Source organism: Nocardioides baekrokdamisoli (genome assembly GCF_003945325.1).
Taxonomy (GTDB): Bacteria; Actinomycetota; Actinomycetes; order Propionibacteriales; family Nocardioidaceae; genus Nocardioides; species Nocardioides baekrokdamisoli.
Genome location: NZ_AP019307.1, coordinates 2,734,995 through 2,748,537 on the forward strand (window position 1 = coordinate 2,734,995; position 13,543 = coordinate 2,748,537).

Below are 13,543 nucleotides of genomic sequence, written 5' to 3' on the forward strand. Positions count from 1 at the left end.
AGTGGAACACGTTCTCGCTGTGGCCTCCGTTACGATAAGTGAAACACGTTCTAGTTTTGGAGGTTCCGGTGTCGATCGGTGTCACCCCTGATCATCAGGACCTGGCTGCTTCGGTCGTCGACTGGGCGCAGAGTCTGGCCGGGCTCGACGCCGTCCGCGGTGCTGAGGCGGACGTCGAAGCGACCTTTGGCGACGTGTGGAAGCACGTGGCCGCCCACGGCCTTGCCTTGATCGCTGCGCCGGAGGGTGCGGGCGGCGGCGGAGGGTCTCTTCTGGACGCTGCGGTGGCTGTGTCCTCGGCAGCGGAGGAACTGCTCCCGGGCCCGGTCCTCTCGACCTCGGTGACCGGTGTGGTCGCCGGTGACATCGCTCCAGTGATGGCGACGCTTGCAACCGGTGGACGTGCGGCCGTCGGCCTGGTGGCGTCGCTCGAGATGGCCGAGCGGCTGACCGGGACGGTGTCGGTGGTACTCGATGCTCCTGGAGCCGACTGGTTCCTCCTTGGCGCTGGCGAGCGGTGGTTCGCGGTGCCGGCAGCAGGTGTCACCGTGCAAGCGTCGGTCGGCCTGGATCTGACCCGGCGGACCGGATCGGTCACTGTTGACGCTCCGCTGGCAGACGTCCACGAACTGTCAGCCTCTGGTGCGGACGTGCGGCGGGTGCTGGTCTCCTTTGCCGCGGCCGAGGCGGCTGGCGTCGCCCGACGCTGTCTGAAGATCGCAGTTGAGTACGCCGGGATCCGTGAGCAGTTCGGGCAGCCGATCGGGAAGTTCCAGGCGATCAAGCAGCTCTGTGCGCAGATGCTGGAGACGAGCGAGGCTGTCAATGCTGCCGCCTGGGACGTCGCTGCGGCCGCGACGAGCGGTCCGGAACAGTCGGCGTACGCCGCCGATGTCGCCGGGACAATCGCGTTCGACGGGGCTGTCCGGGTTGCCCAGGACTGCATCCAGGTGCTCGGCGGCATCGGGTTCACCTTTGAGCACGAGGCTCACTTCTATCTGCGGCGCGCGACTGCACTGCGAGCGATCGTCGGCTCGGGCGACAGCTTCGCGCGATCGTTGGCCCAGCGTGCCGTCGGTGGGGTCCGCCGGGCCGTCGACATTGACCTCGACGGTCAGGACGAGGCCGTACGCGCCGAGATCCGTGCGGTGGTCGGCACCGCTGCCATGGCGCCGGACTTCTGTCGTCGCCACGCGTTGGTCGACTCGGGTCTGATCGCGCCGCACTGGCCCGCTCCGTACGGGCGCAATGCCGGCCCGGTCGAGCAGATCGTCATCGACCAGGAACTGGCCGCCGCAGGGGTGACCCTGCCCGACATCAAGATCGGTGGCTGGGCAGTGCCGACGATCCTGGCGCACGGCACTGACGCGCAGCGCGCGAAGTTCGTACGCCCGACCCTCTCCGGAGACATCGTCTGGTGCCAGCTGTTCAGCGAACCGGGAGCCGGGTCGGACCTGGCCTCGTTGCGTACGAAGGCGGTCCGGGTCGAGGGCGGCTGGTCGCTGACCGGCCAGAAGGTCTGGACGTCGCTGGCGCAGCAGGCCGACTGGGCGATCTGCCTCGCACGGACGAACCCGGACGCACCGCAGCATGCCGGGATCACCTACTTCCTGGTCGACATGCGATCCGCAGGACTCGATGTCCGTCCACTCCGGGAGTTGACCGGAGACGCGTTGTTCAACGAGGTGTTCCTCAACGACGTCTTCGTACCCGATGAGCTCGTCGTGGGGGAGGTCGACGGCGGATGGCGGTTGGCCCGCACAACGCTGGCCAACGAACGCGTCGCGATGGCGAGCACCAAGCTCGGGCTGAGCGTCGAGCGAGCGATCGAGCTGGTCGCATCCGGCTCTGACGCTGACCTGGCCCGGGTCGGGCGGATGGTCGCGCTGTCGACGGTCGGTTCGCTTCTGGATGTACGCACCACGCTGCGCTCACTCGCCGGACAAGGACCGGGTGCGGAGTCGAGCGTTGCGAAACTCCTCACGGTCCACGTCCGACAGACGGCCTCCGAACTGGTCGTCGACCTGCTCGGGCCGGCCGCACTGACCGACGATCCTCAGGTGGTCGCCGACGTCCACGAGATGCTGCTGACGCGGTGTCTGTCGATCGCCGGCGGCACCACGCAGATCCTGCGGAACGTGGCCGCCGAGCGGATTCTCGGGCTCCCGCGCTGATCGGCGCGTGTGGTTGAGCGGGGGCTATGACGCCCGCTCAACCACACGGCCGGCCAGCCAGGTCGCCCGGTGCCACTCGAGCCACCGGGTGACAGCTCGCAGGGCGTACTGGCTGCGCACCGAGGAGAAGATCTCGAACGCGTGCTGGGCGCCGGGGAGTTCGGCGTAGGTCACGGTCGACGTGCTCACCTCCCGCAGGGCCTTGACGAAGGCGCGGGCCTGCGTGACCTCGACGAGTGAGTCGTTGGCTCCGTGGAGGACGAAGAAGTCCGGTGCGTCAACGCGTACGTGCGCCAGCGGCGAGGCCTCGATGAAGTCGTCGAGATGCGTCTTCGGATCCTTCTTGAAGATCATCGGGCCGAGGAACTCGTCGCGCATCATCAGAGTGCCCTTGCTCCCGTTGAGGCCGGCCATGTCGTACACGCCGTAGAAGGGCACACAGCCGGCCACCGAGGTGTCCGCATCCTCGAAGCCCGGCTGGAACTGAGGGGCTTCGGTGAGGGCAGCGAGGGAGGAGAGGTGACCGCCGGCGCTGCCGCCGGTCAGGACGAGGTAGTCCGGGTCGCCGCCGTACGTCGCGATGTTGGCGCGTATCCAGGCGATCGCCTTCTTCACATCGACGATCTGTGCGGGCCAGACATGCTTGGGCGCCAGGCGGTAGTTGATCGACACGCACACCCAGCCGAGCTCGGCCATCATGTTCATCAACAGGAGCCCCTGCTGCTGCTTGTGGCCGATCATCCAACCGCCGCCATGGATCTGGATGAGCACCGGGGCCCGGTCCAGATCGACGTCGCGCGGACGGTAGATGTCGAGCAGTGCGCGCCGGCCACCCTGGGTGTACGCGATGTTGCGGATCGACTCGACCTTGGCGTCGCGGAAGTTGAACGGCCGCGCGACCGCCGCGATCGGAATGCTGGCGTTCGGTGTGGGGTCGTACCCCTCGCCGAGGCCTTCGACCAGCGCATCCTCGACGATGCTCTGGACCCGGCTCCCCGACCGCACCAGGTAGCCCAGTACGCCGGCGGCACCGGCGCCGAGGGCGGCGTCGATCCAGCGCGTACGCCTCTTCGAGGACGCGACCTGGACCGCTGTGTCCGCGACCGAGGCGGCAAGGATCTGCGGCGCCAACTCTGCCGTGAGCCAGCCCGCGAAGAATGCCTGCACCGAGGCGTACTTACCAGGAATGGGTCGAACTGCATTGGCGCCGAGCAGGATCAGGCCGAGCTGGCGGAGCCGGTACGTGGAGCTCATGGGAGGAGCGTACGACCCCTGAAGCGAACAAGTGGAACGCGTTCTAATTTCACTCTATGATTCGATCGTGGATCGCCTCAGTGGACTCGACGCCAGCTTCCTCTACCTCGAGGACAACGCGCAGTTGATGCATGTCTGCGGCCTCATCGTGATCGACCCGACGACGATCCCCGGTGGATATTCGTTCGAGGCGTTCAAGACCGAGTTGGGTCGGCGCGTACGCCCGATCCCGATGTTCCACCGCAAGCTGAAGTTCGTGCCCGGTCGTCTGGACCACCCGGTGTGGGTCGAGGATGTCGACTTCGACATCGAGCGACAGGTCCACCGCGTCGCGCTTCCAGCTCCCGGTGGTCGTGACGAGCTGTCCGAGCTGGCGGGCCACATCGCCGGCCTGCCGCTGGACCGCACCCGGCCGCTGTGGGAGATGTGGGTCATCGAGGGCCTGGAGAGCGGCCACATGGCCGTGATGTCCAAGATGCACCACGCCTCGGTCGACGGCGTGTCCGGCGCCAACATGATCTCCTACCTCTGCAGCCTCGAGCCCGACGCTCCGCCGCTGGACCCCGGGGCGACCGCGGGCGCTTCGATGAGGGTGCCCGGTGACGGTGAGCTGATCGCCCGCGCGGTCGGCAACACGCTTGCCAAGCCGGTCAACTTCGTGAAGATGCTCGCGCCGACGGCCGCCATCCTGGTGACGAGCGCCCGCCGAGCCAGCGAGGGCAAGGCGATGGCTGCGCCGCTGACGGCACCGCGTACGTCCTTCAACGGAAACATCACCGGCCACCGTTCGATCGCGTACACCAAGATGTCCCTGGCCAAGATCAAGGAGATCCGCCACGCCGTCGAAGGTGCGACCGTCAACGACGTCGTCCTGGCGGTGAGCGGCGGCGCTCTGCGGCGCTACCTCGAGGAGCGCGGCGAACTCCCGACCACCTCGTTGCTGGCGACCGTGCCGGTGTCGGTCCGCTCCGAGTCCGAGGGAGGCGGCAGCAACAAGGTCTCCTCGCTGTTCACCCGTCTGCGCACCGACCTGGAGGACCCGGCTGAGCGGATCCAGGAGATCGCCAAGAGCAACGTGAACGCCAAGGAGCACCACGCGGCCATCCCGGCGGACACCCTGCAGGACTGGGCTCAGTTCGCTGCCCCGCGCGTGTTCGGCCTGGCGACCCGGGCGGTGTCCAGTTTCCGGCTCGCCGATCGCGGCCCGGTGATCCACAACCTGGTGATCTCCAACGTCCCGGGCCCGCCGGTCCCGCTGTACTTCATGGGCGGTCGGATCGAGGCGCTCTATCCGCTCGGACCGATCTTCCACGGCGCCGGTCTCAACATCACCGTGATGAGCAACAACGGGATCATGGACGTCGGAATCATCGCCTGCCAGGAGCTCATGCCCCGGGCCTGGGACCTCGCCGACAGCTTCCCCGAGGAGCTCGAGGCGATGCACAAGGCGATCGTCGGCTGAATCAGCCTCGCGCTGCCGGCTGCCGATCGCGTACGCGTGCCGCCGTCGTGTTGACCGCCTGCAGGAACTGCGGGATGAAGGCCTCCGCCTGAAGGACGCATCCTGCGTGACCACACGGTGCTTCGTGGACGGTCGAGTTCGGGATGAGAGCAGCGACCTTGCGCTGGCCGGACGCGGGAAGCACGTGGTCCTCGCTGGTCACGACGACTGCCGTCGGGACGTCGACGTACGGGAGCCAGCGCGTGGAGTGGAAGCGCCCGAGCGAGGCGACTGCCTGTCCGACCGCCCACGGGCTCGTACTCTTGAATTCTGCGAGCGCCCACTGGCCGACGTCGGTCTGCTCGATCTGCAGTGCTCCGGCCGCCGCGCTGGCCGCGCTGCGCAGCATCTTCGAGCGGGCCACGCTGTGCAGGATGCCCATCGCCAGTTCGGTGTACGCGTGGAAGAGCACCGTCGGGAGGTTGTTGCGGAAGTGATCGGTCGTCGCGCACAGCACCAGCCCGCCGACGGCGTCCGGGTGCTGACGCCAGAGCCGCTGGGCGACGATCGACCCCATCGAGAAGCCGGCCACGATCGGGTCGACGAGTTCGAGAGCGTCGATGACGGCGGCAGCGTCGTCAGCACAGTCGGAGATGAGGAAGCGCTCCGACGTGATCCCACGACCGTGCCAACGCTGGTCGAAGATGACGACGCGATAGCGCTTGTTGAGTTCCTCGATCACCGGGAACCAGGTGAGGAGTCCGGTGCACCCGACGGCGTGCAGCAGTACTACCGTTCGGGCGTCAGGCGTGGGGCCGGGGAGGTCGGTGAGCCAGACCCGACCACGGCGTGGGAGATCGAGCCAACGGCCCTCCGGCGGATCGAACTCCGGCAACTTCAACAGTTGGGCCAGTGCTGTCACAGGCGACCTCACGTGACGTGCCTCCTTGGTTGCAGGGTCGTGGTCATGGCTCGCTCCCGTGCCCTAGACTAGAACACGTTCCAGTTTTGTTTGTGACGTGGTGTTCGTGACGTCCGGCACATAGGTTCCGGCACATAGTTCTGATGCAGTGAGGTGGCCATGTTCGATCGCAGTGAGACGGCCGATGCCGTACGCGGGGTGGTCAAGGATGTCCTCGCCCGCGAGGTCGAGTGGTCGGCCTTCGCCGACGCCGGGTTGCTCGAGTTCGGCGAGGACCTCGGGGTCACCGAGGTCGCAGCCGCGTTGTACGAACTCGGAGCAGCGGCTGCGGTCGATGTTCCGTACCTGGAGACAGCGAGCTGTGCCCTGCTGCTGAGCGAGATCGGCGGTCAGCACGAGTTGCTCGCTTCCGTCGCCGCGGGGACGGCGCGGTTGGCGCCGGGCCTACGCACTCGCGCCGGGTCGAGCACGCCGGCGTACGAGTCCGGCAAGGTCCGCGGGCAGATCCTCGGAGTGGCCGGGGCCGACTGGTTGCTGGTGCCCGCCACGTCCGCGGACGGCGAGGTTCTGCTGCTCGTGGAGGACGCGGCGGTGACGAGGGTCGAGAGCGCGACCTCGCGCGGGGCTCTCGAGGCCACGGTCGTCCTGGACGGTGCCGCCGACGTCATCGGTGACGCCGAGGCAGTGCGCCGACTGCGGGAGCTGGTGGCTGCCGGGCAGGTCAGCATCGCTGCCGGGCTCGTCGACGGGGCACGGGATCTGACCGCGAGCTACATCTCGGAGAGGGTCCAGTTCGGCCGCAAGCTCGCTGAGTTCCAGGCCGTCTCGCAGCAGATCGCTGATGTCTTCATCGCCTCCCGGACCCTGGGGCTCGCCGCCGAGAACCTGGTGTGGCGCCTCACCGATCGCTTGCCTGCTGCCGATGACCTCGCAGTCGCCGCGTACTGGGCGGCCTCGCAGGCACGTGCCGCGATCCAGACCTGTCACCACCTGCACGGCGGCATGGGTCTTGACATCACCTACCCGCTGCCGCGCTACTCCGCGTGGGCCTCTGACGTGGCGGCCGCGCTCGGCGGAGCCGAGGGTGCGCTGGAGGGCGTACGCGTTGCCGACGCCGCTGTCGCCAATCTTGAACTGACCGTTGAGCAGCGAGACCTCAAGGCCGAGTTGCGTACGTACTTCGCTCAAGTGGTCTCCCCGGAGCAGCACCGGGACATGATGGTGAACCGTCACGGACCGAGCTACCGGACCGTCGTGCGCCAGCTCGGCGAGGATGGCTGGATGGGGGTCGGCTGGCCCACGAAGTTCGGCGGCAAGGGCCTCGGTGACATCGAGCAGACGATCTTCGCCAACGAGGCGATCCGGGCAGAGGTGCCGCTGCCGTCGGTGACCCTGCAGACCGTCGGCCCGACGCTGCAGACCTTCGGTACCGAGGAGCAGAAGGCACGCTTCCTGCCGTCGATCCTCGCGGGCGAGGTGCATTTCGCGATCGGCTACTCCGAGCCGGACGCCGGGACCGATCTCGCCTCGCTGCGTACGTCGGCACGGCGCGACGGCGACCACTACGTCGTCAACGGTCAGAAGATGTTCACCACCGGCGGCCACGCCGCCGACTACATCTGGCTGGCGGTGCGTACAGACCCCGACGCGCCCAAGCACAAGGGGATCTCGATCCTGATCGTCGACACGACGGACCCCGGGTTCTCGTGGACGCCGATCATCACTGCGGACGGTGCTCATCACGTCAACGCGACGTACTACAACGACGTACGCGTGCCGGTCGAGAACCTGGTCGGCGTCGAGAACGAGGGCTGGCGACTGATCACCGCGCAGCTCAACCACGAGCGGGTCATGCTCGGCCCGGCGGGCCGGCTCGAGGGTCTGCGTGACCGCGTGGTCGCGTGGGCCGAGGCGGCCGGCGTCGCAGACGAGACGGACGTACGCCGGGCGGTCGGCGAGGTGACCGCGGCCTTCCGGGTCAACGAACTCCTCAACTGGGAGGTCGCCCGGCAGGCGGCGAACGGCGGCCTGTCGGTCGCCGATGCCTCGGCATCGAAGGTGTTCGCCAGCGAGCAGGTACAGGTCCTGGGGCCGCAGTTGCTCGATGTCGTACGCCGCTACGGAGACCCGGCCGACGAGGCCACGGGCGAGTTGATCGAACTGCTCGACGCCCTCGGGAAGCGCAACCTCGTGCTGACCTTCGGTGGAGGGGTGAACGAGGTGCAGCGTGAGCTGATCGCCCAGTTCGGCCTGAAGCTGCCGCGGGTGCCGCGATGACCAGCACCGCTCAGGACACCACGCCGCACGACGACGTGATGGATCTGGTCGCACCGATGCTGGAGCGCGGGCCGACCGAGCCGCGCCTGGCGCTGGACGAGGTCAACCTGCCGATGATCCGCCACTGGCTCGAGGCGATCGGTGAAACTGATCCCCGCTTCTCGGGACCGGACGCGGTCGCGCCGCCCGCGATGGCGCAGGTCTGGACGATGTACGGGCTCGATCCGCACCGCCCATCGCACGACCCGCTGCACGGGACGATGCAGATCCTGGACAAGGCCGGGTTCACCTCGGTGCTCGGGACGAACTGTGACCAGACGTACGCGCGATTCCTGCTGCCCGGTGAGCGCACGGCGATCACGTCGCGGCTGACCTCCGTCGTCGGTCCCAAGCAGACCGGGGTCGGGACCGGCTACTTCGTGACCACCGAGAACACCTGGTGGGTGGGCGACGAGGCCGTCGCGACGATGACGTTCCGGGTGCTCAAGTTCAAGCCGGGTACGGCCGCCGCTGCCGCGCCGAAGATCGATCGGACCTTGGCCGTACGCCCGGTCCGCAACCGCGACAACGAATTCTTCTTCGAGGGCGCCGCGCTCGGCGAGGTGCGGATCCAGAAGTGCAACGCCTGCGGCGTGCTGCGGCACCCTCCGGGTCCGATGTGCCCGTCGTGCCACGCCGCCGATCGCGGCTACGTGGTCGCTTCCGGTCTCGGAACGGTGTTCTCCGAGATCACCCACCATGCGCCGGCGATCCCCGGCCGGGCCCTGCCGTTGCGGATCGTCCTGGTCGATCTCGACGAGGGCGTACGCATGGTGGGTGTCCACCTCGGGGACGAAGCACCCGAGATCGGTACGCGCGTGCGCGCGGTCTTCGACCGCATCGACGACGACCTCACCCTCGTCGCATGGGAGCCCGCCGCCTCCGCCGAAACCCGACAGATGTCAGCCGAAACCCGACAACTGTCAGGTCGAGATGCGGAGATTGTCACCGATCTGGTCGTCCACGACCTGCCGGCGTGGGAGGTGCCGATCACCCCGACGCTGGTCGTGTCGACCGCGCTCGCCACCCGCGACTTCCAGGACGTGCACCATGACCGCGACCTCGCGGTGAAGCGAGGATCGAAGGACATCTTCCTCAACATCCTGAGTACGACGGGGCTGGTGCAGCGGTTCGTCGGCGAATGGGCGCGTGAGCGTTTCGGGGCGGACGTACGCATCACTGCCTGCGCCCTGCGGCTCGGCGCGCCGGCGTACCCGGGCGACACGCTCACCTTCACAGGCGACGTGGTCACTGACGACGGTCGCGAGGTTGTCGTCGACGTGGTCGGGGCGGTGTCGCTCGGCAACCACGTGAATGCGCGCGTGACACTGGTCAGGGGAGAGGCATGAGCATCGGGTTCAGCGGAGTGGCGGCCATCGCAGGCATCGGGGCCACCGAGTTCTCCAAGGAGTCCGGCCGCTCCGAGCTGCAGTTGTCTGCCGAGGCGACCCTGGCGGCGCTGGCGGACGCGGGCCTTGCGCCGAGCGACGTCGACGGTCTGGTCACCTTCACGATGGACAACTCCTCGGAGATCGCGCTCGCCCGCGAGCTCGGCATGGGCGACCTGCGCTTCTTCAGCCGGATCAACTACGGCGGCGGAGCGGCGTGCGGCACGGTGCAGCAGGCCGCGATGGCGGTGGCGACCGGCGTGGCCGACGTCGTCGTGGCGTACCGAGGCTTCAACGAGCGGTCGGGTCAGCGCTTCGGGCAGGTGCAGAGCTGGGCGGCGACCCAGGTCAACACCAACGGTCTCGACAACGCCTGGACGTACCCGCACGGTCTCTCGACCCCGGCCGCGACGGTCGCGATGCAGGCGCGTCGTTACATGCACGAGTACGGCGCGACTTCGGAAGACTTCGGGCGCGTGGCGGTTGCCGACCGGCGTCACGCCGCGACGAATCCGGCCGCGTTCTTCCACGGGAAGCCGATCACGCTGGAGGACCACCAGGCCTCACGACTGATCGCCGACCCGCTGCGACTCCTTGACTGCTGCCAGGAATCCGATGGTGCGGTCGCGATCGTGGTGACGACGACCGAGCGCGCCCGCGACCTCGCCCAGGGGGGCGTACCGATCCTCGCCGCCGCTCAGGGGAGCGCGGCCGATCAGTTCGTGATGACCTCCTACTACCGCGATGACATCGGGGTGCCCGAGATCGGCGTCGTGGGGCGGGAACTGTGGCGACAGTCCGGCCTAGGGCCGGCGGACATGCAGACGGCGGTGTTGTACGACCACTTCACGCCGTATGTGCTGATGCAGCTCGAGGAGCTCGGCTTCTGCGGTCGCGGTGAGGCTCCTGGCTTCATTGCCGACGGCGCGATCGAACTGGGTGGGCGGCTGCCGATCAACACCCATGGCGGGCAGCTCGGGGAGGCGTACATCCACGGCATGAACGGCATTGCCGAGGGCGTACGCCAGTGCCGTGGGACCTCGGTGAATCAGGTCGATGCGGTCGAGCATGTACTCGTCACTGCCGGCACGGGTGTGCCAACCAGTGGGCTGATCCTCGGCACCCGCGAACCGTGAGGTTTTCAGGCCCGAATCGTGATGATCGTTCACGGTTCGGGCCTGCAACTTTCACGGTTTGGCGTCAGGCTCGGACGCGCGCGGCGAGCTTGTCGAGGTAGCGCAGGACGTCGTCGGGCTCGGCGTCGGGCACACCCCAGATGAGCTCGTGGGCCTCGGCGCGCTCCCAGTCCGCGTACTCCTCCTCGGTGGGTCGCTTGTAGACGAGGATCCTGACCTCTGGCTCGCCGTCACGTCCCGCGTCGACCCATTCACGTCGCAGCAGCGCGGCGCGGTCGGCGATCTCGACCTCGCGCGGCGTTGTCATCCAGCCGTCGGCGTGCTGGGCGATCCAGCGCATCGTCTGCGGACCGCCGCCGGCTCCGACCACGACGGGGATCCGGCCGCGCGCCGGCTTGGGGTACGCCCAACTCGGCCCGAACGACACGAACTCGCCGTCGTACGACGCCTCCTCCTCCGACCACAGCGCCCGCATCGCCTCGAGGTATTCGCGCAGGACGGTCCGACGACGATCAGCCGGCACGTGGTGGTCGGCGAGTTCGTCGGTGTTCCAGCCGAACCCGACACCGATGCTCAGGCGCCCGTCGGACAGGTGGTCGAGTGTCGCCAGCGACTTTGCCAGCGTGATCGGGTCCGACTCCACCGGCAGGGCCACGGCAGTCGAGAGCCCGATCCGCGATGTCACCGCCGCACAGGTCGCCAACGACACCCACGGGTCCAGCGTGCGCAGGTATCGATCGTCGGGCAGTTCCTTGGACCCGGAGGGGTGCAGAGCGTCGCGGCGAACCGGGATGTGGGTGTGCTCCGGCACGTAGATCGTGTCGAATCCTCGCTCCTCAGCGGCGATCGCGAGAGCGGCGGGACGGATCCCTCGGTCAGAGGTGAAAAGCACGATTCCGTGGCGCATGGACCCACCTTAGAAGTCATGGCGCCAGAAAACTAGAACGTGTTACATTTTTGGAATGATCCTGAATCTCTTTAAGTTGGATGGTCGGGCAGCGGTCGTGACCGGCGCAGGACGCGGCATCGGTGCGGCCTCCGCCATCGGTCTGGCCCAGGCCGGCGCCGACGTGGTCATCTCGGCCCGACACGGCTCCCAGCTGCAGGTCGTGGCCGATCAGATCGAGGCGCTCGGTCGCCGTGCGATCATCGTCAAGGCGGATCTCTCCGACCTCGATGCGGCAGCCTCGCTCGCCGATATCGCGCGTACGGAGTTCGGGCGACTCGACGTGGTCGTCAACAACGTCGGCGGCACGATCCCGAACACGTTGCTGGACACCGACGCCGCCTATCTCGAGGAGGCGTTCCACTTCAACGTCTCGACCGCACACGCACTCACCCGCGCTGCCGTACCGCACATGCTTGAGGCAGGCGGCGGCTCGGTCATCAACATCACCTCCGCCGTCGGCCGACTCGCCGGCCGCGGCTACCTGGCGTACGGCACCGCCAAGGGCGCGCTGGCGCACTACACCCGCCTCGCTGCACGTGATCTCAGCCCCTCGATCCGCGTCAACGCGATCGCGGTCGGCTCGGTGCAGACGAGCGCGCTCGACTTTGTGACCCAGGACGAGAACACGAAGGCGGCGATGGAGGCAGGTACGCCGCTCGGCCGGATCGGCACCACCGACGACATCGCAGCTGCCGTGCTTTACCTGGCCAGCCCGGCCGGGTCGTTCCTGACCGGGAAGGTGCTCGAGGTCGACGGCGGACTCCAGGAGCCGAACCTGGATCTCAACCTGCCCGACCTCAAGGCTGCCCTGTGAGCGCGCCGCTGCGCGTGGTCGCCTGGTCGACTGGAACGGTCGGCAAGCACGTCATCGCGGGCATCGACGCCCGGCCGGATCTGGAGCTCGTTGGACTCTGGGTCAGCAACCCCGACAAGGTCGGGATCGACGCCGGTCGACTCGCCGAGCTCCACCGCGACCTCGGCGTCGCCGCCACCAACGACAAGCAGGCGTTGTACGCGCTGAAGCCCGACTGCATCGTGCACAGCGCGATGACCGATGACCGTCTCTTCGATGCGATGGAGGATCTCATTGAGTTCCTCGAGCAAGGCATCAACGTGGTCTCGAGTGGCCCGGTGCTGCTCTGCTACCCGAACGGCCTCGGGCTGGACGCGTACGTCGACCGCATCAATGCCGCCGGTGCTGCCACCGGTGCGAGCCTGCACGTGAACGGCATCGACCCCGGCTGGGCGAACGACGTCCTCCCTCTGGCGACCTCGAGCCTGGCATTGCGGATCGACGAGGTCCGGGTCAGCGAGATCGCGGACTACGCGACGTACTACCAACCCGTGGTGATGGGCGACATCTACGGCTTCGGCAAGCCGATGGACTACCCGGCCATGCTGTGGCAGCCGGGCATCCTGACCACGGCCTGGGGCCCGGTCGTACGCCAGCTCGCAGCCGGGCTGGACGTCGAACTCGATGCCGACCTCATCGAGAAGGTGGAGCGGGTCGCCGCGGATGCGGATCTCTCGACGGTCAGCGTCGAAATCGCGGCCGGGACCATGGCCGCTGTCCGTTTCCAAGTGATCGGCACCGTCAACGGCACCCCGCGGATCGTGCTCGACCACGTCACGCGTACGCACCCCGATCAGTGCCCCGAATGGCCGACTCCGGCCTCGGGGGATGGCTGCTACCGCGTGGAGTTCACTGGCGAGCCGATGATGCGGATGGAGTTCACCCATCACGGTGAGCACGGTGACCACAACGTGAGCGGCATGATCGTCACCGCGATGCGTCTGGTGAACAGCGCGCATGCGGTCGTGGGGGCGAAGCCCGGTCTGCTGACGGCGCTCGATCTCCCGACGGTTTCCGGCAGGGGTCTGGTCACCCGCTGAGCGACGTCCGGCTCGGAGGCCTCAGCGCGGAGCCGCGTACCCGGTGATACACCGAAGTCGGTGTGCCGGG

General features: G+C 67.9%; 10 protein-coding genes. 7 read left to right on the forward strand and 3 right to left on the reverse strand.

Annotation, left to right across the window (positions count from 1 at the left end; translation table 11 throughout):
* Positions 1-68: 68 nt before the first annotated feature.
* Positions 69-2,174, forward strand: coding sequence for an acyl-CoA dehydrogenase family protein (locus KCTC_RS13420; RefSeq protein ID WP_125569724.1), 2,106 nt, complete (start codon positions 69-71; stop codon positions 2,172-2,174).
* A gap of 24 nt (positions 2,175-2,198) precedes the next feature.
* On the opposite strand, the gene KCTC_RS13425 is transcribed toward KCTC_RS13420, so the two are convergent.
* On the reverse strand, positions 2,199-3,428 hold the full coding sequence (locus KCTC_RS13425; protein ID WP_125569725.1) for an alpha/beta hydrolase: 1,230 nt from the start codon (positions 3,426-3,428) through the stop codon (positions 2,199-2,201).
* A gap of 67 nt (positions 3,429-3,495) precedes the next feature.
* Here KCTC_RS13425 and KCTC_RS13430 point away from each other — a divergent pair, with 67 nt between their 5' ends.
* The gene (locus KCTC_RS13430) at positions 3,496-4,890 is read left to right on the forward strand and encodes a WS/DGAT/MGAT family O-acyltransferase (protein ID WP_125569726.1); all 1,395 of its coding nucleotides are present in this window, start codon (positions 3,496-3,498) and stop codon (positions 4,888-4,890) included.
* A gap of 1 nt (position 4,891) precedes the next feature.
* Here the strand turns inward: KCTC_RS13430 and KCTC_RS13435 are convergent, their stop codons facing one another.
* Entirely contained in the window at positions 4,892-5,803 is a 912-nt protein-coding gene (locus tag KCTC_RS13435) for an alpha/beta fold hydrolase (RefSeq protein WP_125569727.1), read from the reverse strand.
* Positions 5,804-5,950: 147 nt separating this feature from the next.
* Here KCTC_RS13435 and KCTC_RS13440 point away from each other — a divergent pair, with 147 nt between their 5' ends.
* From KCTC_RS13440 to KCTC_RS13450, 3 genes are read left to right on the forward strand one after another with little or no spacing between them, the layout of a single operon-like run.
* Positions 5,951-8,068, forward strand: coding sequence for an acyl-CoA dehydrogenase (locus KCTC_RS13440; protein WP_125569728.1), 2,118 nt, complete (start codon positions 5,951-5,953; stop codon positions 8,066-8,068).
* Complete coding sequence (locus KCTC_RS13445; protein WP_231998751.1) at positions 8,065-9,456, forward strand: OB-fold domain-containing protein; 1,392 nt, start codon at positions 8,065-8,067, stop codon at positions 9,454-9,456. Before KCTC_RS13440 ends, KCTC_RS13445 begins: the two co-directional genes overlap by 4 nt.
* Positions 9,453-10,631 (forward strand): lipid-transfer protein, encoded by a 1,179-nt coding sequence (locus KCTC_RS13450; RefSeq protein ID WP_125569729.1) that lies wholly within the window; start codon positions 9,453-9,455, stop codon positions 10,629-10,631. Before KCTC_RS13445 ends, KCTC_RS13450 begins: the two co-directional genes overlap by 4 nt.
* Positions 10,632-10,695: 64 nt before the next feature.
* Here the strand turns inward: KCTC_RS13450 and KCTC_RS13455 are convergent, their stop codons facing one another.
* Positions 10,696-11,538, reverse strand: a complete 843-nt coding sequence (locus KCTC_RS13455; protein ID WP_125569730.1) for an LLM class F420-dependent oxidoreductase — start codon at positions 11,536-11,538, stop codon at positions 10,696-10,698.
* A 55-nt stretch (positions 11,539-11,593) separates the two neighbouring features.
* Between KCTC_RS13455 and KCTC_RS13460 the strand changes: the two genes are divergently transcribed.
* Both KCTC_RS13460 and KCTC_RS13465 read left to right on the forward strand, forming a co-directional pair.
* The gene (locus KCTC_RS13460) at positions 11,594-12,394 is read left to right on the forward strand and encodes an SDR family oxidoreductase (RefSeq protein ID WP_125569731.1); all 801 of its coding nucleotides are present in this window, start codon (positions 11,594-11,596) and stop codon (positions 12,392-12,394) included.
* Positions 12,391-13,473, forward strand: a complete 1,083-nt coding sequence (locus KCTC_RS13465) for an NAD(P)H-dependent amine dehydrogenase family protein (protein WP_197715199.1) — start codon at positions 12,391-12,393, stop codon at positions 13,471-13,473. The genes KCTC_RS13460 and KCTC_RS13465 overlap by 4 nt, the downstream gene beginning before the upstream one ends.
* The last annotated feature ends 70 nt before the right edge of the window (positions 13,474-13,543 follow it).